Origin of the sequence: Bradyrhizobium icense (assembly GCF_001693385.1) — a bacterium.
GTDB lineage: Bacteria > Pseudomonadota > Alphaproteobacteria > Rhizobiales > Xanthobacteraceae > Bradyrhizobium > Bradyrhizobium icense.
The window spans coordinates 5158000-5181852 of record NZ_CP016428.1 but is presented as its reverse complement, the minus strand read 5'-3'; the positions used below and the strand labels follow the sequence as shown (position 1 = coordinate 5181852).

The following is a 23853-nucleotide window of genomic DNA, read 5'->3' as shown; positions in this document are numbered from 1 at the left end:
ACAGTCCGGATGGCGAGCGATCCTTGAAGCAAATCGCCACGTCGCGAGGCGACGGATTACTTCGAGCCGAAGCTGGCCGTAATGAGGCATGTCGATGCAATCACGGAGGATGAAGACGCTTCATTGCGGGGAAGCTCCAAGCTATTTTCACGCCCCGACAAGCTTCGTCTCTATATGACAGTCAGCGATCCGGATCTGCCCGGACTGGCCTCGCCAAGCGTCTACACCAAGGACGAGCAAACGAGCAGCAATGTCTCGTACTTTTGAGGCGTCGTTTTGGAAAGCGGGAGTGTCGCCTGTCGCACGGCGCCAATGGATACGAGGGGCAAGAGCCCGTGAAATTCTTTTCGACTATCATCGAACAGTTGGACATGGCGGTTGCGGAGATTGCCGTCGATCAGCCGATCAACAGCCGCTTGGCGCTGATCCTGATCGATAACGCCACGGAATTGCTCATTCACCGATCGTGCGAACAATACGCTGCCCACGGCACCGGAAAGGATAGGACTCCGCTTAGTCCCAAGATGCGATAGCGCATGGCTACCGTAATGAACTGTATCATGTCGGATTGCGCCACGAGGAAATTCTGCGGCCGATCGCTCAACAATACTTTCAACCCGCGTGCGCGTTCCTTCCGAAGATGGGGCCATGGTCGATAGGGTGGGGGCGTGATTTCAAGCTCAGTGAGCATGTCAGAAGATACGTTCCGGACCGTGGTGGACCAGGATCGATGGCCTTCCATCATCGGGAGCCGCTAGCTGCTGCGCTACTTGCGGCGCTGCCTCGCAGTGCGGTCTCGTTGGGAGTGTCGCTCAAGACTGACCTGATGCAGCGGATCGGACGCATCGAAAAGCACTTCAATTACATCAGTCTTGGTCTTGATGGGAGAGCAACGCCGGCTGCGACGCTGGAAAATCTCCAATTTGCATACGATCACAATTCCGCGCTTCGGAAGAAGAGTGGCGAGAACATTTGGATTCCATGGGACGCGCCGTTCATGCAGGGCCACAAAACGCGTCTCATGGAGACGTGGAAGCAACGGTACCCCGACGGTCGGTCAAAATCCCCCGGGTGTGGTCACCTCAAACTCCCCCACCTGATTCCGCCTGGCTGGGCGGCTGATCGGCCGCCAAGCGCGTAGCAGGACGTTTATTTTCGCCCCCTTTTAGGGAAGAGGGGACGGGGAGTTGAACGTCTTGAAGCCGCACCTGCAAAGCACCGTATTTACGTTACTTGAGCGCCAGACGAGCCAACGAGAGATCCAGCGGCTGACGGGGATCGACCGCAAGACGATCCGGCGCTACCAGGCGATTTTCATGTCCCGGCGAGCGGCGGAGGCAAATTCCCCCGGGGTGACCGCCGGCTCCGAGGCCGCCGATGGCCAAACTCCCCCACCTCCGCGACCGCCGGCTATCGGAGCGACGGTGGCCGCCAAGTCGTTTGATTTCGCCCGCTCCGCCTGTGAACCGCATCGGGAATGGATCGAACAGCAGGTCCGTCTGAAGCGCAATGCGCAGGCGATCTACCAGGATCTGGTAGACCAGTTCGGCTTCACGGCGAGCTATGAGAGCGTCAAGCGTTTCGTGCGCGCCTTGCGCCACAGCGATCCCCAACAGTTTGACCGTCTCGAGTTTGCCCCCGGCGAGGAAGCTCAGGTCGATTATGGCGAAGGCGCGCTGACCCGTGATCCGAAGAGCGGTCGTTACCGCCGGCCGCGCCTGTTCGTGATGACCCTGCGCTACTCGCGGCGCAGCTTCCGGCGGGTGGTCTGGAAGTCGAGCCAGCAGATCTGGGCACAGCTCCACGAAGAGGCTTTCCGGTATTTCGGCGGCGCCGCCGGCTATGTCGTGCTCGATAATCTCAAGGAAGGCGTCATCACGCCCGACCTGTACGAGCCCGAGCTCAACCGGCTCTACGGCGCGGTGCTCGCGCATTACGGCGTCGTGGCCGATCCGGCACGGGTGCGGGACCCGAACCGCAAGGGGACCGTGGAGAACGCGATCCAGCACACCCAGGGCACCGCGCTCGCCGGGCGGCGCTTCGAGTCACTCGAGGCTCAGAACGGGTTTCTGGAGCACTGGGAGACGAACTGGGCTTCCAAACGCATTCATGGCAGCACCAGGCGTCAGGTCGAGGCCATGTTCCAGGAGGAGAAGCCGCATCTGCAGCCATTGCCCGCGACCGGCTTCCGTTATTTCTCCGAGCTCGTGCGCACCGTCTATGACGACACCACCGTGCGGGTGGATCATAGCGACTACGCCGCACGCCCCGCGCCGATCGGCAGCCAGGTCGTGGTCCGCCTCTACGAGAGCACGATCGAGATCCGCGACCGCAGCACCCAGGCGCTGCTGCGCGTTCATGCCCGCGCCGCACGGCCGGGTTCGCTCAAACTGCCGGACAAGGAGCGCCCGTTCAATCCATCCCGTCAGACCGGCTTCCTGCTGGCAAGCGCCGGCGACATCGGACCGCAAGCGAAGGCGCTCTGTCAGCGCCTGTTCGACACCGAAGGCCGCGTCGGGCAACGCGCGATGTGGGGCATTGTCGGACTTGCGAAGAAGTATCCCGCCCGGCTCGTCGAACAGGCCTGCGATCACGCGGTGCGTCATCACATCCATCGCTACAAACAGGTGCGCGCCCTCGTCGAGCGATTGTTCGAGCAGGCGCTCGAGCACCTTGATCAAGCACCACAACTCACGCTGCCGCTGACGCAGGATCATGCACTGATCCGTCCCGCGGCCGAATACGGCGATCTCTTTCGCCTCGGCGCCCAGAACCGTGCCAGCAACGAGAGCCGGCCCATCAACACCGGCGATGATCAGCGTGCACCAAACCGCGCTCGCGTCGTCTCCGCAACCCCGGCCAGCTCCGCCGACGCGAGCGCTCCTGCCGAGACCTTGATTGCCGATCAACTCCGCCTTTCAACCTCCACAGGAGATCCTTCGGAATGACCATGACCTTGCCAGAAATCGATCGCTGCCTACGACAGTTGCGGCTGTCGGGCATACGCGACACGCTCGAGACCCGGGTCCTGCAGGCCCAGGGCGCCAGCCAACCGTTCCTCGAGACCTTCTGCCTGCTCCTGCAGGACGAACTCGATCGTCGTCAGTCCCGTCTCATCGCTCGCCGCTACCAGCAATCTGGGCTCGAAGAGAAGCTCACGCTCGCGGAGTTCGACTGGTCCTTCAATCCCAAACTGCCGCGTCAGGCCTGCTTCCAGCTGCATGCGCTGAAATTTGTCGCCGTCGGTGAAAACGCTCTGCTCATTGGCAAGCCCGGCACCGGAAAGTCGCACGTGGCCAAGGCCGTCGCCTACCAGGCCATCCTGCAAGGCCACAAGGTCCAGTATCTCGAGGCCGATGACTTCTTTCACCGTTACGCCCTCAGCCCCGCCGCTCAGCGCGAAGCGCGACTGCGCAGCATCTTTGACTGCGATCTGCTTGTGCTTGACGATCTGTTCCTCGCTCGCACCATCCCCGACGAAGCTGGCGCTTTGCTGCAGACTCTGATCCATCAACGCTACAAATTGCACCGCAGCGTCATCGTCACGTCCAATCGCGTCGTGCAGGATTGGGGCGCTTATCTCCGCGACAACACCATGAGCACGACGATCCTTGACCGCCTCATGCACCATTGCCATCTGCTCGAGTTCGACGGCCGCAGCTACCGCCTCAAGGAAGCCGCCGAAGCCCTTGCACGCAAAACCCAGTCAACCTAATAACCTCTTGTCCTGCTCCACAGGTGGGGGAGTTTGCGCGACCACAGGTGGGGGAATTTGAAGTGACCGTCCGGGCGGTACTCGACAGTGCCCATTGTTAAGTGGCGGCAGAAGGCGAATCTCATCGGAAAGGAGACGAATTGGCTGCGCGCAGCCGCGGCTCATGATGATCTCAACCGGCAGATGGATTATTTGGATGACGCTATCACCGAAGCGCTTTCTGATTTTGATGGCTGGGCGCAACAGCAGATCGATCGGGCGCGGGGCAAGTGAGCTGTACGAGAGCCGAAGTGGTAGTGGCACCTCAGGTCCTTCCCGCAGAGGCCCGGGTCAAGCGATGACAGCGCCACCTCAGGGGCGCCGGAATTCCGTAACCGCACGACGGTGTTCTCTGAGGGTCGCTAGTATGCAGTGCCGGATCATCAGTGGCAGCAGCACGCGGCGAGTATGGCAGATCGGGCCGGCTCATTTCACCCGCCTTCCGAGCGCCAGCACCTGCGGGAACTGACCGTCCCAAGCCAAATTGTTCGATAGATACGTTTACGGATCATTTTCCATCCGAAAGATTCGTTTATGTTTCATCTTGACGAGTCGGAATGACCTGTTTACGTGTCATCTACTGACAGAAAGATCCGGGAACATATCATGACCCCCGCTCCAGACCCCTTGCTCAAGGATCTTGGCATGCACTTTAGAAAGGCGCGCATTGCCGCTGGCTTGTCCCAGGAGCAAATCGCCCTTCGGGCGAACATCAGCAGACCCCGCTATCGGGACATTGAAACCGGTGCCGCTGCCGCCCGTGCAACGACGCTCGTCAACGTCGCCCGCGCTCTTGGCATGGAAATGATGTTGATCCCGCAGGCGATGGTGCCCGCTATTCAGTCGATGCTGCAGCCCGCGGCCGACGATGATGATCGCCCCGCATTCACGTCAGACGTCGAAGAGGAGGAAGGCGCATGAGTCCGACCGTCCTCGCGGCAGAGCGCATTCAGTCGCTCGATATCTCGTTGAACGATCTTCCAGTCGGCACGCTCGTGCGGACGCCGGGCGACTACAATGCGTTCAACCTTTTGCCCGCTTACCGGAACTTAAACAACCCGCCAATCTTTAGCCTGTCGCTTCGCTCAGCGGACGGCAGCCTCCGCCGGGATCCAAAACCCATACGCGGCGCGCTGCCACCGTTCTTTGCGAACCTGCTGCCCGAAGAGAAACTGCGCGAGGCGATGGAAAAGCACCACGCGGCGTCAGTAAGACCAGGAAACGACTTCGATCTCTTGGCTGCGCTGGGGACCAACCTGCCAGGAGCGGTACGCGCTTTGCCGAGTGACGGTATCCCCATTCCAACTGGTCTAGAAGCGGAGGGCAATAAAAAGGCGCGATTTTCGCTTGCCGGTGTGCAGATGAAGCTTTCCGTTATTAAAAACACAGGAAAGGAAGGTGGGATCACACTCGCCGTAGACGCCGAGCAAGGGCAATATATCGCGAAATTTCCCTCGCTCACTCACATCGGGCTTTCGGAAAACGAATTCGCTATTCTCGCCTTGGCGGAAGCGCTGGGGATGGAAGTGCCGGCACGCGAACTCGTCGACAAGAAGGAGTTCGCCGGCATTCCGGAAGAGTTCAACACCATGTCCACGGGCAAGGTGCTGCTTGTCCGCCGCTTCGACCGCGGCGCGGACGGGGCTCGCGTCCATATGGAAGACTTCGCACAGGTCTTTGGCCGCTATCCGTCGGAGAAATACACTGGCGCAGCCTATCATAATATCGCGGCAGCGCTGAATAGCGGCGTCTCCTTTGATTCGGCCATCGAATTTGTTCGGCGCCTTGCACTCACTGCGCTAACCGGGAACGGTGATATGCATCTCAAGAATTGGTCGCTGCTGTATCCCGGAGACGGACGGACACCAACGCTGTCGCCTGTCTACGACGTGCTTTCAACAGTTCCTTACATCCCAAAGGACGGTATGGCGCTGAGCCTTGCCGGCGAAAAGTCGTTCAAGGCGCTTACTCCAGAGCGCTGGCGCAATTTCGCAAATCGAAGTCGTCTTCCGGAAGGGGCAGTGGTGACAGCCGTGGCCGAGACGGCGGCGACCGTGCGCGACAAGTGGTCGGTTCTTCCAGAACGCGATGTTGTGCCTGCCGAGGTCCTCAGCCGGATCAACGCCCATATCGAAGAAATGGCAAACGTTCTCGAGCCGTAGATCCCAAACCGACGATGCAGGATCAGGGACGTGAACCTATAAATCCAGAGTGGTCGGCAGACTTTTCGCTTTGGTGCGCATTCCGGATTCCAACCCGAACATCGCTGAGGTCTGGAAAAAGGCCAGCAGTGGACTCTAGGCTGACCCCGACGACCACAGTATCGGTGGTTGCGACAGAGCATGACATGATGAACAGATGCGGGCTCCCCAAATGCGCTCGGGCTACGGCTAATTGATCCTGCGCAATAGGGGCAGAAATTGCTGAATTTCTGCACCATTGGTCGCCAGAGGACGGCCGAAGACCTTGCTCCCGCATCGCACGGAGCGAGATATCTTTTTTGTTCGACGCCGTCTCTTCATAATATTTCGGAACGCGATGTATCTATCATTCGCGAGGCGACTGAGCACAACAGGACGCGCGTGTTGTGGATGTCGGCGGGCGTTAGAAGATATTTCAACAAACGGACGAAGTCGCAAACGCAGATGATCCAAGTGGACGATAGATGATGCCGCGAAGCGCGGGCTAGCGACGATTTGAGCGGCCTTTTAGCGAAAATGCGATGGGTGGCCGCAAATCGCTTCGACAGAATCGAGACAATTGTCGTTGGAGGAACAGGAGAGCCGCTCGCTTGCAATCGCGAACGCAGGGAGCAGAATTGTACGAATTCATTAGGTGACGAGTTCGTGCACGCTGTTCGTCACCGCACGGCAACAAACAATGCGTCTGCTGCGAAATTAAGAAAAATTGAGTATCTCCTCTCAACGAAAAATGGTTCATCTTAGACTCGCGCATTCGAAATTCTTTGAGAGGATTGATCATCAGGCAATGATGCCGGTCAGGGACGCTCATGATGCAACAACATCCTCGACAAGGTGAATGATTCCGTTACGCGCAGAGATTGTTGATGACTTGTGTGCGTCCTTTTGTGGACGCTGCCCAGATGCCGCTGATCGGCCAGCCGCTCGAGCTGTTCTACGAAGTGGGAGTCGAAATGCGCGGGGCTGTTCGCAAACGGTCAGCTCCCTCCTGCCACGTCCGGCAACGAGGGATGTGGGGCGACACGCAGGTCCAAAGGAGAGGAGGGCGCTTCAGACGACAATGACGATGTTGCCGACAGGTTATCCTTCGATTTTCTGTGATATTTTTGGCCAGGAGCGACACGAACATCTTATCACCTCATTGTGAAATAAGGCGTCATATGAATTTCAACCAGGGGGTGTAACTGCTTCGGTTGGGTGCTGCGGCAGCCTCCGGCGCCGCTGCTGAACTAGGTGGTATGTTGCTTGAGCTTGGAAGAGGATGTGACATGGTGACCACGCGTGAAGTGTCTGTCGATGACGTCACAACGGTAACCCACATGGTTGCTGCCCTACTTGCCGAACTTGAGGGCGGCCAAGTGCAGGCCGGACTAGATACCCAGCTTGCTGTCGACCTCCTCATGAATGAGCGCGTCTATGGGTTTCTGGCTTTCGCGGAGGCTCGCCCTGTCGGCATCATCATGTTGTCGGAAAGCGCGGCCCTTTTTGCGCGCGGAACCTACGGCATCATTACCGAACTCTACGTGGTGCCGGACCAGCGATCGTCTGGGGTCGCGATGCGCCTCATTGAGGCTGCCGTGAGCCTGGGGACGGTAAAAGGCTGGGGTCAGCTTGAACTGGGCGCGCCGAGGCAGCCGACGTGGAGCCGCAACCGCAGCTTAGCCTTCTACTTGAAGGCCGGTTTTGCAGAGATCGGCCCACGCCTCAAGTTGCCGTTGCACGGCCTTGGCCAGAGCATTTTCGCCGAACGCTGGACAGTCTCCCAGGGCGCCCGGACGGGAAGGCTTGCGAGCGGGCCGTTTCTCGAACGTCGCGGCAGCTCTAACAGGTTGTTGAAGAAGTCTCTAGCGGGCAGGCGTTTGGCATGATTCTCTGGATTGATTGAATCGGGAGATGGAGATGCGGCGGCTCTGACGAGCAGTCTGGATCGCTATTCAGCTATGTGGATTTGGAAGCCCGCGTCCGCGGTGATCATCCGCTGCGAACGATCCGGGTAATAGCAAACGCGGCGTTGAGCGACGTGTCGAAGACTTTCACGGCGCTTTAGGTGGACTTCGGGCGGCCATCGATCGCACCAGAGAAGCTGCTTCGAGCGATGGTGCTGCAACCCTTCTAGGTGGTGTGGACGCTAAGGATTCCCTTCTAGGAGCAAATCAGATTCAAGGCTGCTTTTTGGGAGGCAATCTTGGGTGTGATGGACCGGTTGGTTTTAAGCGACGCAGCGTGGGAGCGGATGGCTCCACTGATCATAGGTCGACCTGACCAGAAAGGCTCCACCGGGCGCGACAACCGGATGTTCGTGGAAGGGGTGCTGTGGATCGTGCGTACTGGCTCGCCCTGGCGTGATCTTCCGGAGGCGATTGGGGAGATCAAGTCGGGCAATGATTCCCAGACACACTCGACGTTTTCAACGCCCGGCGAAAGACGTGCTTTTGCGATAGTGGGTGTAGGCGCGGCGCGTGCCATCGCGGTGCGATACTGTCGGCGCCTGTCCAGTTCTAGCCTTCTTTCAAACCCCGGTCGCGCCATTCCCTTCCAACTTCTCGATGTGAAGGTGGTCAGGCGCGCGGCGTACTCGCACTCTCCGCAGGAAGACTCGTCTCGAACGAGATGGAGTGCTCGGTTCGGTGGAGATGGCGGCCGACAGTGCGGACATGCCATCGAGGAGCGGTTGCCCTTATCAAGCCCATGATAGACCAAATCCTCCCGTTCGCTGACGAGGCCAGAACGCCGTCAAGTTCGAGCGTCCGGAGCGATGGGACGGAAGAGATACACAGGGTGCAGCATGTGGCGCTTCTTCAGTTTGTTGGATTTGGATGGGACTCGACCAATTCCCAATCCCGGCTCAGATGGCCCGGGAACTCGTCCTGATATTCCCTGAGCATTCGGCCGTTGTGCCGCTTGGCCTCGGAGTGGCAGATCTGCTGTTCATCGGCGCATTTGACGACCAAGGCTTGTGGCTCGATCTTTGCCCCGCGGTTCACCTTGGCGCGCAAAGCGGAGGTTGAAAGCCGCAGTTTCGTGAGGCCGTTCGCCGCAGCGTAGTTGAGGGGCTCGTAGTAGCATAGGACGAAGTATCTGTAGTCGTTAAGATCGAGACTGTAGTTTGCCCCGAAGTAGCGCAAGTGAAGTGTCGCTCCAAAGCGATAGAAGATCGCCAGCGCGGTCATATCTTCATCACGCTTGGAAACTGCTGCGGCACCGAAATACGATACACCTGACTTTCTCTGCCCCGCGAGGATCCCTTGCATCCACTCGCGATCCTGCGTGCCGCCGTACCGTGACCTGTTCTGGGTGATGAGATCAGCGGCTACCGAGTCATCGAGTTCGTCGGGCGCGCCCCATTCGACCCGGCTTCCCATTCGCCGGAACGCCGCGATTTCAGACTTGGTCTGATTACGATCATGCGCGCGCCAGCTTGCCATCAACCCGGAAAGCCCTGTATCAGGCACCTCCAGCGAGGCTTGGGCAGAATGCAGAACGACCGCCCCGCCTATGGCATCTGCAAATTCCACAGCAGCCTGGTAGGGCATGTACGGCATCACCAAACCGGCATATCCCCGCTGCTGCGCATACTCTAGCGCGCAGCGTCCCAACTCTGCTAGAGCCTGATGCCTTCGCCTGCCCTGAATGCAGGGAATCTCGTTGTGTGTGTTGCGCCGACCGCCGAGCCAAAGAAAGCCCTTTTGCCAAGGGCCCGGAACGCCCGCCATGCAATCTGGTAGGAAGAACATCCCAGGCGATCGGTCTCCTTCCCAAAGCGTACATGCGGCGACGAGTCCGGCCGACCCGTGGACCGAAAGCACGTCCGTTGCACCGAGTGAATGTTCGAGGGCTCGCAGCCACCGGTAGCTGTTGTAGAAATTGTCATCACTGACGAGGGCATCCCATTCATGCTCGTCCATGTCGGACAGCTTTTGCGAAACGCCTGAGGAAAACGCGTGGGACGCGTCGCTCTTGAGGGGGAAAAAATTCATGGCTGTTGTCCGATTTACCGTGGGTCACGAGCGCGCACACCCTCGATGATGATCGAGTGTGGCTTTTGAAGATATGCATGCAGCTCTTTAGGAGCCTGATCCAAAGCGGCACATTCTGGGGCATCCAGTTCCCGCCAATTCAACGATCGGAGCCCGGCTTGCCCTAACGCCCGCTCCAAAGAAGCAGCGGACCAATACGATGCGGAGACGCTGCCCTGCTTTCCGTTTTTGCAGAGTCCTATCCTTACACCTCCACCATCGACATATGGTTTCTGAAGATCATCGGCGCTGAGCCTGAGGCCATAGCGTTCGTAATAGCTCCGACGTGGATCGTAAGATGGATGAATCGGCAGTGTCAGCAAGCGCCCGCCAGGGCGTAACAGACCGACCATGTCGGCGCACATATCTTGCAGCTCAGATCCGCTGCTAGCGTATTGCAGCACATGCACGGCAAGAACCAGGTCGAATTGACCTATCAAATCGGGGCTGAGACGAGTGACGAAGGAGATGCCCGGAGACTCCTTCTCCGCCCGACGGCGCGCGTAGTTCAGCATGCCGCTCGTCGGATCGTATCCTACAACCCGGCCCGCGCCGCGTTGCTTTAGCCAGCGGGAATACATCCCCGTGCCGCACCCGAAGTCGAGGACTGAGAGACCCCCAACATCACCAATAGCCTGTAATACGCTTGGAATCTCGATCTCTTTTCGGAAGGACCAGTGAGCAGTGTCTTCATATAGAGTGGCAAGTTCATTGAATTGGCCCGCATTGTTTTTGGACATGAGGACACCTCTCTTTCCTTACTTATGCGGTATATTGGCGCGAGCCTCGCGCATGAGCGTGGTCTCGGGTTCGGGAGTTCACAAGGAGGAGGGGGCTTGCAGTGCGTGGACGCCAAATGCGCAATCCAGGAGCGCTCGTTGCTACGCGCGAGCAAGGTCCGCACGATGATCAACATGTAGCGCTCGCATTTCAGCTCCTCCTGTACGTGCCAAGAGTATTGAGCAAATCAACTCGACGAGGGTGGTGTGCAGCAGCTCAACACGCGCCACAAGCCATCCCAGGTCGACTGCCACGCAACCTCGTCGAGCTCTGTCAGCACAAACCCCTTCTCGATGTCGCCGCGTCACTGCCGCCCTCCGACAAGAACCAAAGCCGCTCCTGGGCAAACGCCACGCAGGCACCCAGCGACGGACGGCGAAGCCTGAATTGGCGGACCATCACTCAACCGTGCGGCGTCGATGGCATCGACTTGAATCAATCGAGCAAGTGTCATCTGAATTCCGGGCTCGGTGCATCCGAGACTGCGATGGACGTAATCGATCCTGCCCGTCTCCCAGCAATCGGCGTGCCGCAAAAGACATTGTGCGAGCCTTGCTTGAAAAGGGGCATAACCACGTGCTTCGCGCCGCGCTGGCGGAAGAGTTGCATTCTACTGTCGGGTTCCGCTCATCATCGTCTCCAACCGGACGCGGCTGAATACGACAAGGCCAGCCTCAACTGACCACGGTCCGCTCACGCGCCGAATTCAAATCGTTCCTTGAGCATAAATGTGCTCTATGGCCACCTACCTAAGCGCACAGTATCGGAGCATCACCTGGTGTGATGCGGCTTGCGGCACGCGATCCAATGATGCTGTCGTTGGCCGACGACGCTGCCCTGCTCCAGCGGCCGTCTCGCTCAGACTCCGGTGAGCAGACTATGGCCGATCCGCGCAACAGCTGCGGCATCCTTCCATGTCATCACAGCAATGGGGGGCTGGTCGCGAGAAGTGGTGCGAGCCTTGCTTGACGTGAGCAAGAGGACCTGCGTCCGGACGACTGGCGCTGGAATGAGAGTGCCACTTTGTCAGGTTTCGACTTGGCGTCTCCAACCGGACACGGACCGCACGACAATATGGAGAGAGAAATGAAGGTGACCCCACAGACCTACCTCGCACGGCTGTTTGGCGCCGGCAGGAGGCTGAAATGGAAATCCCGGCCTTGCTACGGGTGATCGCAGGCAAGCGCGGCTTTTTGGACGGGAAGGGTCGGTGTGCAAGCAAGCCCCCGCGTGTCGTACCACCGCCGCATTGGACAAATGCCGATCACTCGCTCAGATTGCGACTGACCGCAGTGCCCGACGAGTGCACCTGAAACTGGCTCAAATATACAAGGCTATAGGGTGGGCCGCTCAGCGCTTGCAGGGGCTGCGCTACACGCAGGAGCGGCGGGCTTGTAACAGCTGGCTGACGTTCTCTCCTACATTAGCGCCCCGTCGAGGCTCTTGCGCGGAGACGGAAGTGACCGCTAGAGCCGGAAAAGGACACAAGTCAACGCTTCAGAATTGTGAGGCGGCGTCATTTCTCTTTCTGCCCCAGCAGCTTTCCAGTCTTGCGACTTATGAAGTGCAACTGCGAACAAGCGGGGCAGACAACGCCTTGAAATTCTCGTTCCGTCGCCTCGGCATCAGCATCGAGCCACTTCTGGACCATCATGTTGGTGATCGGGCAGGCGAAAGTGAAGGCGCGCATAGCTTCCCTTTGGTATTGAGTGCTGGTCAGGCGCAAAAAGCGAAAGCCCGTGTGCTTGACCTCGCAACCACAATAGCGCAGGTGCGGGCCCAGGCACTCGCTCCAACCCACACTACGAAATCCTCGTGGAGTTGGCTTTGATCTCGCGCAAGCGGACCGACCCCGGCAGGAAGTACAGTTCACAATCGAGAAACCAATGAGCACGCCTGCGAGACGACGGAATCATTTGGCGCAAGAAAATCCTCACATCCGTGAACAAATAAGTTGAGCAAAGCACTATCGCACCAAGATTACCCGAAGCCGGAGGATACTAGATGGATCGACAAGATCGAGAGCCTTCAAGACGAAGTGATGCCTCTTTGCAGAAAAATGAACTCGTCTCTCAATCCGTGGGAATTGGTATCGGTTGGCGGTCCTAGGTCTAGGCCAAGAAAATCTCTCTCTCTCTCTCTCTCTCTCTCTCTCTCTCTCTCTCTCTCTCTCTCTCTCTCTCTCTCTCTCTCTCTCTCTCTGCATACCCGGGTTCGAATGACGTTATCCCAAGCTTCTCCTTCTAAACTGCATCAACCTTCAGAGATACCAGCTGGCGAGCACTTGGCTCGCCGAGCCCGGGCTCTGCTTGTCCCCCATCCGTTCGCTGCGGAGATGTCCAAAGATCAGGTTGCCAGTCTTCTACCTGAATACTTAGCGATGTCACAGGCGTTCCCGCACCTGCAGGCGGGATCGCAAAAGGATCTCATATTCGACGCAATGCATCGCAATCGAGACCTCCCGAAGGACGTTGAGCTGACCAGTGTGGTCGCAAATTTTATCTGCTGGGATGAAACGGGAGGTCACAGTCGGGTTCTCCAAGGCGGCAACGCGGCGCTACCCAGTATTCTGGACACAGAACACTTCCACTCAAAGCTCTTTAGAAGAGATGCGTCGCGCCTACTTGGCCGAGCAATACAGCCAAACTACAGCACCACAACGCGCCGGTACCTGCGTGCGCTATATCATGGCTTGTCGTCAAGAGACCACATAGTGCGCTGCGCCTACATGGTTGCCTTTGAGCTACATGCTGCGGAAATGATCCAGGCACTTTGGACCACTTTAGCCAAAACCTTTGATGCTCGGTCTGATGACCTTGAGTATTTCCAGGTCCATGTCGGCGGCGAGGATCCTGCGGAGAAATATCACGGAGAAATGACAAGCAGGCTCATTAGCGAACTGGTCCCTGCCGACTGCAATAGCCGCTTCTTGGATGAATTCGACCGCGCGTATGGTCTCAGCTTAGAGTGGTGCCGCAATCTAGTCGGAATTGATTCGCTTGACGGAGATGGTCGGCCGGAGGTTGAACACAGTGGCCGCTGTCACTGTGGCTCTGTCAAGTTCTACGTACGAGCGCCAGCAGAGATTTCTGCAGTGAAGTGCAATTGCTCAATCTGCCAAATGTCCGGATTTTTGCACATGCTCGTTGCCGACGACAAGCTCAGGATTGAATGCGGCGAAGAACTCCTCACTACATACCAGTTCAATAAGAACATCGCTCGGCATACGTTTTGTCGGGTTTGCGGCGTAAAGCCATTTTATCGGCCGCGATCGAATCCTTTAGGATTCAGCGTAAATGTTCGATGCCTAGATAAAACAACGATCGAAAGCATAAAAATAGATGATTTCGACGGCGAGAATTGGGATCTGGCGATCCGCTCGTTGCAAGCGGATTGGAAGAGTCGAATTTGAGTGAATCCGAAAGGCGCGCACAATGAGTGATAAACTTGGTCTGCTTTCAAAAGATGCCCTCGCGAAGTACCGCTCAGAGCTGGCAGATAAAGGTACGGTCCTGATTGCCCCCGAGACGCTGTTCACCAAAGAGGAGTTGACGAGGATCGATCAGCTGCAGTCCGATATTCCCGAAGAAGAGGTTCGGAAGGGAGATGCCGGCGATTCTCACAATGTTTTTGTAAAACGAGTGCGGCTAGATCACGCCGGCCGTAATCCTAGCAACGTGAGTGGTACAGCTTCAGCGCAGATCATCGAACTACTTGAAAGGACAGAGCGGGTCTCTGCGCTCAGAAAGATTTTCGGAGCATCATCGGAGTACGTCATTCGCCGATGCCAAATTCATCGCATGCCGCCTGGATCCTTCGTTGGCATCCATTTGGATGCTGAGAGCGACCCCGACTTCGAGTATTCTGTGATTGTTCAGCTCGCGACAGATTTCGAGGGCGGTGAGTTCGTCGTATATCCAACCGATCGTAAACTCCAAGTGTTTCGCCCACACCTGGGAACCGTACTTATCACCACATGTAGGTTCCGGCATGAGGTAAGGCAGGTGCACGCCGGGGAGCGTCGGTCACTCGTCTACTTTTGTTCAAAGTACGGCGGGGCGAACCGTCGGATAATCGAAAACCATGCCGCTCGCGCATGAGGTCGGCTAGCTAGATGGCACGGACTGTAATGGCGTGCGAATGAGGTCTATGGATGCAGGCCGGCATTCTCTAGCTAGACGAGGCAGTGTCGACGCACGAAGATACTTTGTGGTCTTCGTCGCCCGTCGCTATCGTCTGTTCAGTAATGCTGGATTTCAAGTTATCAGAGCTAAAGCTAGTTCTGCTGCGTGAAGAGGAGAGGGGGACGCGAACCACTGGCGCAATGATGGTCAAACTGGGACGCTCGTATCCGGGAGAAGGTGTTCTACGTCCTGCCGATCTGCCTAACAGTTTGATCAACTGAAGAACGGAGCCAATGACCGCAGATTTGGGTGCCGATCTGCATCGCTCCAGGATTCTGGTGCTCCGCGCGTCGACGCCCCAGAAACTAAACCGTTTGCACGGTTGTGGTATGCCTATAGGAAACATGACAAGGTTTGTGCGCCGAACAACTTGGGTTTGGAATGGAAGAATCGACAGCGCCCGCGAGCGGCCAGTCAACTTGGAAGAGAGTGCTTTGCCATCTCCTCAGCGCGCGTTCTGGCTTCAGCACATGGTTGGCAATAGGAGTGTTGTTCAAGTTGGAGCCAATGGACCGAAGAAAGCATCCTGAAGAGTGGAGCATGGGGCAGTGATCCAAATCAGAGCATCAATAATCGATGCTCGAAATTCCGGCCCACCAGCCTGTCCCGCGCGATCACGAGACACTCCACCGTGCCTGCCTCTTGATCGGCGGCAAGCGGAATAACACCTTCCTTGTGTATGCTATCAAATAGCAATCCTTCATCGACAAAATAATCAAGCGCCGTTCGGAGGGAGTTTAGTCGGACATTCCGCACGGATGAAATCACGTAGGAATGGGAATAGTGGGCTCCTAGCAACCGGTCAGCAATGCTGTGCAGTACCGAGCCCCCGCCCCACCGACCGTTCGCTTCATTAAACAGCAGCCGCCCGTCGATCGAGAAAATGGCATCTATGTTGATCAATCCGCGGTATCCCAAGGTCCGCGCAAGCTCCACAAATCGATAGGCGTGCGCGTAAGCGGTCGAGTACTGCTCATTGCTCAGGTCGCTTGGAAGCTCTAGTCCAGTCCAGACGAGAGCTCTTTCGGAGCGATCTTCGCTTCGATGCAGACGTATGTTTCCACTGTTGACGTATGTGATTGAACCATTTTCCTCGATTTCAAACTCAAGGTAGAACAGAGAACGAGCCAAGTGGTACGATTCTACGACCACTGTTTTACACGAGGGGGTTGTCATCTCAGACCAAAGTGCATCAGGATCAAACGACCGCCAAAGGACCCGCCGGGTCTCCCTTGCCCCAGGCAGTGGAGCGCTCTCCTTGCCTGTTAAGATGACATTTCCAACGCCACCCGCTCCATTGTCTAACTTTACAATGACGCTGCCGGTTTCAAGCCTTAGGGAGTTGACCGCTCTGAACAATTCTTCTGAGCTTGTTGCTATGCATCCACCTGGCAACGGAAGCGCGACACTTGTTGCCAATTGACGGAAGTGGCTCTTGCGGTTCAATAGATCAGGGCCTCGCTGCAGAGCGAAGTCGTCCCCGTTCTGCTGTATGCCGAGCATCGCCGCTAAGCGCGCAACGCCTTCAGTAGAATAGCAAGCACATAGTTGCCAATGTGTTTTCTCACGAATGTGGCGGCGGAGTTGTTCAACAAGTGTGTTGGACTGCAGAGTGAAATCACTAAGGACCCGGGTCTCGTGCGCGTTTTCTGGCACGAGCACCAGGACAGTCGATGGGTCGAACCTTAGCGTCGCGCCAACGTAGTGTAGCAGGTCATTTGGGATCGCTACCGGAGAGACAATTAGGTCGCCCGCTTGTGCAAACCATACGGAGCGCCAGGCCGACTTGGCTGCAAGCGAAAGTTGGATTGCCGTCAGATCGGCACCCGACATTTGGGCGGTACCGGCGTTCATAATTAGGATCCGCGGCATCAACGAGCTCTGTGGTACTTGGCATATCGGGACGGAAGCGAAGTCCGGCACTACGATGAACGTGCGGCAGCGTATTCATGTAGTACTGTTGTTCGAAACGACTTCAGTGAGCTTGAGACATAAGATCGCGTGTAGGCAGCAAGGGAAATATTGCCAGCGCCCAATCCGCGATATTCATTTGGTGCCTCCCTGCCGACTTGATCGCGCATCGAGCTCCTTCAGCATAAAATGCTGGATCTTGCCCAACCCCGTTCGCGGCAATTCTTCCGTGAAAATGATTTCGCGCGGCACTTTGAAACGGGCGAGCTGCGACTGCATATGCGCGGTCAGTGCTTCCGCTTCAATCCGCGCGCCCGACCGCCTGATCACATAGGCGACTGGTACTTCATCCCAGCGCGAATCGGGCCGACCGACGACAGCGCATTCTGCGACATCGGGATGCTCCATAAGCACACGCTCGACTTCCGCTGGATAAACGTTTTCTCCGCCGGAAATGATCAGATTCTTCTTGCGATCATGGACCCAAAGATACCCATCAGCATCGCGGCGGCCGATGTCGCCAGTGTGATACCAGCCGTTATGCAGCGCCTCGCGCGTTGCTTCTTGATTGCCCCAATATTCGCAGAAGACATTAGGCCCGCGCACTGCGATCTCGCCCAGGGTGCCTGGCGGCAGCTTGTTGCCCCCATCATCGATGATTGCCGCTTCGCAGAAAAGGCCGGGCAGGCCAGTCGTACCCTCACGCGAGAGATCGCCCCCGAGTCTCGTATAGACAGCAATTGGGCAGGTCTCCGTGGAGCCATACACCTGCAGCACTGGTACGCTGCGTGCGACAAAGCGTTCGATCAGGTGCTGCGGCACCATGGTTGAGCCGGTGGAAATTGCTCTGAGTGAGCTCAGGTCGGTGGTCGACCACTGGGGATGCTCGGTCAGGGCTTGAATCGTGGCAGGCACCAGCACGGCCAGAGTTGGCCGTTCGCGCTCGAACGCAGCGAGCGTCGCCTCTGGCGTAAACCGGGTGTGGATCGTAACCGTCGCGCCGTGATGCAACGCTGGCGTCGTCTGGATATTGAGACCACCCACGTGGAACAGCGGCAACACTGTCAAGACATGGTCAGCCGAGGTGAGGCCATGCATGTGCTGACTCATAACCCCATTCCACAGCAAGGCCGATTGGCGCAGCACAGCCCCTTTCGGCCGCCCTGTGGTGCCCGAGGTATAGACGATCAGAAGCGGGCAGGACAGGTCCGTGTACGGACTGCGACCATCGCCGCGCCCTCGGTCTAGCAGGCCATCCCATTTGCTTCCGCCGAGGGGCGCAAAATCCAAGCCGACGACAAAGATATCCGGCAGTTGCTCGGCCAGCGGCGGCAGGAGTGCCTCGAAGGCGTGTTCGATCACCAGCACCTTGGCGGCGGCGTCAGACAGGATGAAGAGCTGCTCGGCGACCGCAAGCCTCCAGTTCAGTGGCACGAGCATTGCGCCGAGCCGCGCGCAGGCATAGAGCAGCACCAGATGGTCAGGCCGGTTAAGGCTGAGGATCGCGACGCGATCGCCTTTCTCGACACCGAGCTGGCTTTTTAGGGCGCGCGCGACCTGCTCGATCCGTTGATTGAAGATCGCGTAGCTTAAGGTCTCGCCCTCGAAATGGATCGCGGGCTTGTCGGGAGAGAACGCCGCGTTGCGCTCAATCAGCGTGCAGAGATCAACCATCAGTCTTCCGTTTTCCCTAGCTTGCACAGTACTTGCCTCCCGAAGCGGCCAATGAGAGCTCCTCAACGTCGCTCGGAAGGTGTCGATTAGGGTTTTATTGTCTTAGATGAGGCGCCTTCCGTCAGGTATCTGCAAAAGAGTGCAGCTTGTGACGATGTCATGAGGCTCAGGTGGGGTAGATGTAATCCGGGGACTCAAAGTGTAGGCTCTTGCTCACGTACTTCCGTTCTGCTCGACAGGGCTGCGTGCGTCAGACAGTGGTGATAAGCGCACCATGACGAGAGTTTCCTGCGCGATCCTCTCAATACAGGCTCGCCACACATATAGGCGGCTCCGGCATCTCCATCTTTGAGGCCAACAATGGCCCGGCATTGGCCTTCAGTGTGATTGACTAGCAAGACCTTCCTGGAGCCGTCAGGTCCTTTCACATTGCCGCTCCGAGATACCGGGCAATCTCTTGCGATGTCGCGCCGATCGTGGCGAGCGAAATTTGCCGCCACGGCTCCTTGGGAGCTTCTGCAGCCCAATCGACCTTTATGCGTTTACGCGATCTTGTCGCCATACCAGCTCCCAGGGATCTGTGCAGACAGAACAAAACCACGCTTCTCGGATTGAGCGCGGCGCGGCCGGAAGCCGGCGCCACCTACTTCGAGATCGTACAATTTGACGCCACGTGCGATTCAAGTCCTTTTGGGCGGCCGTCGTGTGAATATGTTCAAACTCCTAAGCCGCCGGGAGCAGCGATGATACGAAAACTGAGAAAAGCACAGCCATTTCCTCATAGGATCTGGCTCGAGCCGGGCTCGCGTTTCCAGCGCCAGGGCCTTAAGGCGCCGTCTTAGTGAGCGGCGCAGCTGATGCGCGTCTGGTTCCCATTCAGGGCTGTTCTTCTCGCCGCCATCATGCTGTTCGCCTCTGGATAAGAAGCCGAGTTGCCAAAGGAGTCGCTATCGAGACAGATTAGGAACGAGTGTCAGTTGCATGCAGGGTAATAACTTGCAGATGCGAGCTGCCACGGATTGTTCTGATCAGAAGCTTCTTTCGATGTGTGCGCGAATCGCATTTGCTTTAGCGTCAATCCAGCGGCGCTCTCGCGCGCTTGCGACCATCGTGGCGTAGGCTGCTTCCCAGGTTTCGTTGTCCTTGGGGCAGCCAGGCAGGATAGGCACTAAATCAATAGGCACCAGCGCATTGTCGTGGTCAACGAGCGTGATCCCCTTCAAGTCTGAAGGCTTAGCGGCATGCGGGCCCTTCAAGATGAGCTTAAACCCGCAAAAATCGAAGGGCTCCACCAGTTGCACTCCCCTCTCGGGCGAGTATTCTATCATCATAACTCGGCTCCTTCATTGTGGCTTTCAACATAAGCCTAGCCGTAGAGTTTCGTTACGAATAGCGACATTGCGGTGAAAACCTGCACTCAGTCGTACGGTAACGTTCGAAGCTCGCCACGGAAGTTGATGAGGGGATTGCCTTGAGCTGATCGCGTCGCCACGATCCGGCCAATAAAGATCCCATGGGTGCCGACGACTTGGTAGTGATGCAAGACGCATTCGAGCACACAAACTGCGCTTTGCAGAACCGGTACGTCAAGGACGCCCTGATCCCATGGCGCTGTATCGAAACGGTGGACACCGTTTGCGCCATGCCGGCCGGCGAAACGCAGTGCGAGGTCCTGCTGATTGCCGCCGAGCATACTCACGCCAAAAGTGCCGTTGGCGAGTATCGCGTCGTGAGTTTCGGAACTGGCATTAATACCGACCAGCAAGCAGGGTGGCTCCATGCAGATCGAAGTAATAGAACTGACCGTTAACCCCCGCCGTCCGACAGCCGTTCCGGTTGCTACAATGCAGACGCCGCTCGCCAGATTTCGCATGGCTTGGCGAAACTCAATCGCCTCGATGGACTGAATATCGCTCATCCGGGGAGGCGATTGGCAGCTCATAGCCCAGCTCCGGATTGGCGTCTAACTTCGAACGTTTGAGCTATGCGGAGATTGCGTGGGTCGCGACTCTCGAACTTACCTCCGCGCAATTCGCGTTTGATCGAACCGATAATCTGACCGCTCCACGGCATGATCTGGCGATGCAGCTGAACACAATCGGTCGCTCCGCTTGGATGATAACGTTCAGCGCGGCTGCGCGTCAGATCGAATACGTTCCGCGTACTCGTCGCGTAGCAACAGCGACGGGGAAGGGGGCCCGTACGTCCGAAGGGCTGGCGGTCCGTGATGTGTCCGCGCGTGGTGTCATTCACTGCGAATTGTTCCTTGGTGGTGATATGGGCATGGCCGCCGCGCCGTCTTGCCTTCCGATACTGTCGAAAAGGCGCTCTTTCCCGAAGAGAAGACGCTCATCCAGCGTCGCGTGCAACGAAAGCCGCAGCTCGGGCGAGATCGAGTCGTCTGTATCGATCACTTCACGAAACTTGCGAAACATGAGTTCGATCTTTTCGATCGATCCGAGTACCGTGATCGTCCGCCAAGACATCATTGTTTGTCTCCTTCGCGGTAGCGCGAAGCGCGAGTCCAAAAGCCGTCTGTCTTTTCGACGATCTCGGTGGGTCGCTTCGCACCGGCTCTGGCGATCTGAGCGGCGGTCGATCTGTCAGGTGCCGCCTTGGCCTCGATCGGCTCGGCAAGATTGATATAGTACGCATCCTGCAGCCTGATAAGCGCGCCGCTTCGAGCATAGACCGCCCTCATCTCACAAAGCTCCGCCTCGATTTCTGAAAATTTTCCATGATTTTGCTCTTACCGTCTCAGACTAATGCACCGCTATTTCGTGCAAACGGTGCATTTCGCCCCACCATCACCGGCCGCATTTCTCGGCCATCGTCAAATGCAGGGGGATCCACCGGCTCGGTGCTGATTGAGTTGCGCGGACCTTCTGGATGCTGACTAGCCGTCGCCGAACAGCGGCGACACCTCAATGTCGTTTGCGGCGAGTCGTATTCGGAGCGAAGCCGAGCTCGGCTGGAAGGCTTTGCGCGCCATCACTGCGCTCCGGTCGAAACCGCCGCCTCGCGCGAGAGCAGCGCGCGGGTCGCCGCCGTCACGTCAGCCTGCCGCATCAGACTTTCTCCGACCAGGAAGGACGAAATGCCAAGCCGCGAAAGACGCAGAACATCGCCCGGGGCGCAGATACCGCTTTCGCCGACGATCAGGCGATTCTTCGGTATGAGCGGCGCCAGCGCCTCGCTGGTCGTAAGCGTGGTCTCGAAGGTGCGCAGGTTGCGGTTGTTGATGCCGATCATCGGCGAGCTAAATTGTAGCGCCCGATCGAGCTCGTCGCGGTTATGGATCTCGATCAGCACATCCATGCCATGGGCCAGGGCCGCAGCCTCGATCTCGCGAGCGGTTTCGTCGTCGAGCGCCGCTATGATGATCAGGATGCAGTCGGCCCCCTGAGCGCGCGCTTCTGCCACCTGATAGGTGTCGAACATGAAGTCCTTGCGCAGCACCGGCAGATATGTTGCCGCTCGCGCTGCCATCATGAAATCAGGGTGCCCCTGAAAGAAGGGCGTATCCGTCAGCACCGACAGACAGGCCGCGCCGCCCGCTTCATAGGCCCTGGCGAGCGAGGGCGGATCGAAGTCGCCCCGGATAATGCCTTTGGAGGGAGAGGCCTTCTTGATCTCGGCGATCAGCGCATACTCATCTGCTGCGTGCTTGTTGCAGATGGCGGCGAGAAAACCCCGCGGGGGCGGGGCCCGCCGCGCGAGCGCTTCGACCTCTGAAAGCGGCAAGGCGCGCTTGGCGGCTGCGATCTCTTCGCGCTTGTAGGCCTCGATCTTGGTCAAAATGTCGGACATCGGTCAGCTCGGCTGTCAGGCGTTAGAGATTGCGACTAGATGTTTCAATCGCGCCGCCGCGGCACCGCTATCAAGCGATTTCTGCCCAAGGGCGACGCCTTCCTTCAAGGTTTTGGCACGGCCGGCCACGATCAATGCCGCGGCCGCATTGAGAAGCGCGATATCGCGATACGGGCTCGGGGCGCCGTCGAGCACGCTTTGCAGCGCGACTGCATTGGCACCGGCATCGCCGCCCTTCAGCCCCACGCTGCCGCAGCGGGGGAGGCCGGCATGTTCAGGGGTCACTTCGAAGGTGCGGATCTCGCTGGTCTCAATCGAGGCAACAAAGGTGGGGCCGGTCAGGGTGATCTCATCAAGTCCGTCCGAGCCGTGCACCACCCACACTGACTCAGCGCCAAGATTCTTCAACACCTGCGCCAAGGGCAGCACCCACTGCCGCGAAAACACTCCGACTATCTGTCGCTTGACGCTGGCCGGATTGCACAGCGGTCCGAGCAGATTGAAGATGGTGCGGGTAGCGAGCTCAACCCGGGTCGGGTGAACGTGCTTCATAGCGGGATGATGGACCGGGGCAAACATGAAGCCGATGCCGGCTTCGTGTACGCAGCGAGCGATGTCTTCAGGGGCCATATCGATCCTCACGCCGAGCGACGCCAAAACGTCGGCTGCGCCCGAGCGCGAGGACAGTGCGCGATTGCCATGTTTGGCAACCCTTACGCCAGCGCCAGCGACGATGAAAGCGGCGCAGGTCGACACGTTGACCGAGCCCGAGGCGTCGCCGCCAGTCCCTACAATGTCGATGGGATCGTGCGGCGCACTGACTCGCAGCATCTTACTCCGCATCGCGGAAGCCGCGCCGGTAATCTCTTCCGCCGTCTCGCCGCGCACCCGCAGCGCCATAAGAAGTCCGCCCATCTGCGCGGGTGTGGCTTCGCCCGACATCATGCTATCGAAAGCGGATGCCGCTTCCTCGCGGGTCAGCGTGGCGCCACTGGCGACTTTGCCAATAATCGATTTGAAGGCGTTCATCGTGCTTTCGAACGTGCTTAGTTGTTGCTACTGGCAGCGGTTGCCTGGGCGAAGGCGGCCTCGTTGATCGATGAGCCGATCCCGATGTTCCAGCTTGGTGACGAGGGCGGCGGGCCGCTCGATCGCACAACATGCTTGAAGACGCTCTTTTGGCTCTTTGCTTTCGTCCGATGCGAACTCGACAAACGGCACGATCTCGCAGCCTTCCGGCATCATCCGTAGGAAGTCAATTCGAACAGGCGCCAGTTCCAAACTTGCGATCATGCGCACGGCAACCCGGCTGCCGCGTTAGCCGATATCCATTGCTTGCGTGGTGTAGCTTTGGTCATAACTGGTTTCCAAGCCTACAACCTGACGCAGCGTAAGGTTCAACCCCTTTCAGTCGCTTGGCTGAACATTATTCCAGTATTCCATTATTCCATTGTGCCGCCACCATATGCGTCTCCTCGCTTCCTGAGGTACGAGGACACAAGCGACCAAACGCAGGCCACTGC

The 23853-nt window shown here is 57.9% G+C and carries 21 protein-coding genes and 2 pseudogenes; 11 read left to right on the top strand and 12 right to left on the bottom strand.

The genetic code is table 11. The features are described from left to right. Positions 1-81: 81 nt before the first annotated feature. The 9 genes and pseudogenes from LMTR13_RS41850 to LMTR13_RS41060 form a co-directional block, all read left to right on the top strand. Positions 82-267: a hypothetical protein gene (locus LMTR13_RS41850; RefSeq protein WP_065730047.1), complete on the top strand. Its 186-nt coding sequence runs from the start codon at positions 82-84 to the stop codon at positions 265-267. A gap of 920 nt (positions 268-1187) precedes the next feature. Continuing rightward, positions 1188-2948 (top strand): IS21 family transposase, encoded by a 1761-nt coding sequence (istA, locus tag LMTR13_RS24505; protein ID WP_156795757.1) that lies wholly within the window; start codon positions 1188-1190, stop codon positions 2946-2948. Between the two features lie 2 nt (positions 2949-2950). After that, positions 2951-3715 (top strand): IS21-like element helper ATPase IstB, encoded by a 765-nt coding sequence (istB, locus tag LMTR13_RS24500; RefSeq protein ID WP_197521175.1) that lies wholly within the window; start codon positions 2951-2953, stop codon positions 3713-3715. An 87-nt stretch (positions 3716-3802) separates the two neighbouring features. After that, a complete protein-coding gene (locus LMTR13_RS24495) occupies positions 3803-3988 on the top strand; it encodes a hypothetical protein (protein ID WP_065730043.1) in 186 nt (61 codons plus the stop codon). A 372-nt stretch (positions 3989-4360) separates the two neighbouring features. After that, positions 4361-4675, top strand: coding sequence for a helix-turn-helix domain-containing protein (locus tag LMTR13_RS24490; protein ID WP_065730042.1), 315 nt, complete (start codon positions 4361-4363; stop codon positions 4673-4675). After that, positions 4672-5916, top strand: coding sequence for a type II toxin-antitoxin system HipA family toxin (locus tag LMTR13_RS24485; protein ID WP_065730041.1), 1245 nt, complete (start codon positions 4672-4674; stop codon positions 5914-5916). The genes LMTR13_RS24490 and LMTR13_RS24485 overlap by 4 nt, the downstream gene beginning before the upstream one ends. A gap of 1307 nt (positions 5917-7223) precedes the next feature. Further along, positions 7224-7823: a GNAT family N-acetyltransferase gene (locus tag LMTR13_RS24480; protein WP_083219178.1), complete on the top strand. Its 600-nt coding sequence runs from the start codon at positions 7224-7226 to the stop codon at positions 7821-7823. 17 nt (positions 7824-7840) lie between these two features. Next, positions 7841-8068: pseudogene (locus tag LMTR13_RS39625) on the top strand (transposase); the annotation flags it as partial. A gap of 72 nt (positions 8069-8140) precedes the next feature. Beyond that, positions 8141-8332: pseudogene (locus LMTR13_RS41060) on the top strand (transposase); the annotation flags it as partial. 421 nt (positions 8333-8753) lie between these two features. Here the strand turns inward: LMTR13_RS41060 and LMTR13_RS24475 are convergent. The 3 genes from LMTR13_RS24475 to LMTR13_RS24465 form a co-directional block, all read right to left on the bottom strand. Then, complete coding sequence (locus LMTR13_RS24475; RefSeq protein WP_065730040.1) at positions 8754-9932, bottom strand: peptidogalycan biosysnthesis protein; 1179 nt, start codon at positions 9930-9932, stop codon at positions 8754-8756. A gap of 14 nt (positions 9933-9946) precedes the next feature. Beyond that, on the bottom strand, positions 9947-10711 hold the full coding sequence (locus LMTR13_RS24470; protein WP_065730039.1) for a class I SAM-dependent methyltransferase: 765 nt from the start codon (positions 10709-10711) through the stop codon (positions 9947-9949). 1556 nt (positions 10712-12267) lie between these two features. Continuing rightward, positions 12268-12552: a hypothetical protein gene (locus LMTR13_RS24465; RefSeq protein ID WP_065730038.1), complete on the bottom strand. Its 285-nt coding sequence runs from the start codon at positions 12550-12552 to the stop codon at positions 12268-12270. Between the two features lie 534 nt (positions 12553-13086). Here LMTR13_RS24465 and LMTR13_RS24460 point away from each other — a divergent pair. Further along, complete coding sequence (locus tag LMTR13_RS24460) at positions 13087-14163, top strand: GFA family protein (RefSeq protein ID WP_236843083.1); 1077 nt, start codon at positions 13087-13089, stop codon at positions 14161-14163. A gap of 22 nt (positions 14164-14185) precedes the next feature. After that, positions 14186-14851 (top strand): 2OG-Fe(II) oxygenase, encoded by a 666-nt coding sequence (locus LMTR13_RS24455; RefSeq protein WP_065730036.1) that lies wholly within the window; start codon positions 14186-14188, stop codon positions 14849-14851. A 642-nt stretch (positions 14852-15493) separates the two neighbouring features. Here LMTR13_RS24455 and LMTR13_RS41845 read toward each other — a convergent pair. The 9 genes from LMTR13_RS41845 to LMTR13_RS41045 all read right to left on the bottom strand — a co-directional run bounded on the left by LMTR13_RS41845 (position 15494) and on the right by LMTR13_RS41045 (position 23623). Beyond that, positions 15494-16789: a preATP grasp domain-containing protein gene (locus LMTR13_RS41845; protein ID WP_236843081.1), complete on the bottom strand. Its 1296-nt coding sequence runs from the start codon at positions 16787-16789 to the stop codon at positions 15494-15496. Positions 16790-16981: 192 nt separating this feature from the next. Further along, on the bottom strand, positions 16982-18520 hold the full coding sequence (locus LMTR13_RS24445) for a class I adenylate-forming enzyme family protein (RefSeq protein WP_065730034.1): 1539 nt from the start codon (positions 18518-18520) through the stop codon (positions 16982-16984). A 1028-nt stretch (positions 18521-19548) separates the two neighbouring features. Further along, positions 19549-19851, bottom strand: coding sequence for a hypothetical protein (locus LMTR13_RS24440; RefSeq protein ID WP_065730033.1), 303 nt, complete (start codon positions 19849-19851; stop codon positions 19549-19551). An 86-nt stretch (positions 19852-19937) separates the two neighbouring features. Next, positions 19938-20438 (bottom strand): flavin reductase family protein, encoded by a 501-nt coding sequence (locus LMTR13_RS39615; protein WP_083219176.1) that lies wholly within the window; start codon positions 20436-20438, stop codon positions 19938-19940. A gap of 331 nt (positions 20439-20769) precedes the next feature. Continuing rightward, a complete protein-coding gene (locus LMTR13_RS24430) occupies positions 20770-20955 on the bottom strand; it encodes a hypothetical protein (protein ID WP_197520897.1) in 186 nt (61 codons plus the stop codon). A 50-nt stretch (positions 20956-21005) separates the two neighbouring features. Then, the gene (locus LMTR13_RS24425) at positions 21006-21221 is read right to left on the bottom strand and encodes a hypothetical protein (RefSeq protein ID WP_065730030.1); all 216 of its coding nucleotides are present in this window, start codon (positions 21219-21221) and stop codon (positions 21006-21008) included. 290 nt (positions 21222-21511) lie between these two features. Continuing rightward, positions 21512-22330, bottom strand: coding sequence for an indole-3-glycerol phosphate synthase TrpC (gene trpC / locus LMTR13_RS24420; RefSeq protein WP_065730029.1), 819 nt, complete (start codon positions 22328-22330; stop codon positions 21512-21514). 15 nt (positions 22331-22345) lie between these two features. Continuing rightward, entirely contained in the window at positions 22346-23359 is a 1014-nt protein-coding gene (trpD, locus tag LMTR13_RS24415; RefSeq protein ID WP_065730028.1) for an anthranilate phosphoribosyltransferase, read from the bottom strand. Positions 23360-23386: 27 nt separating this feature from the next. Continuing rightward, a complete protein-coding gene (locus LMTR13_RS41045; protein WP_156795756.1) occupies positions 23387-23623 on the bottom strand; it encodes a hypothetical protein in 237 nt (78 codons plus the stop codon). Between the last annotated feature and the right edge of the window lie 230 nt (positions 23624-23853).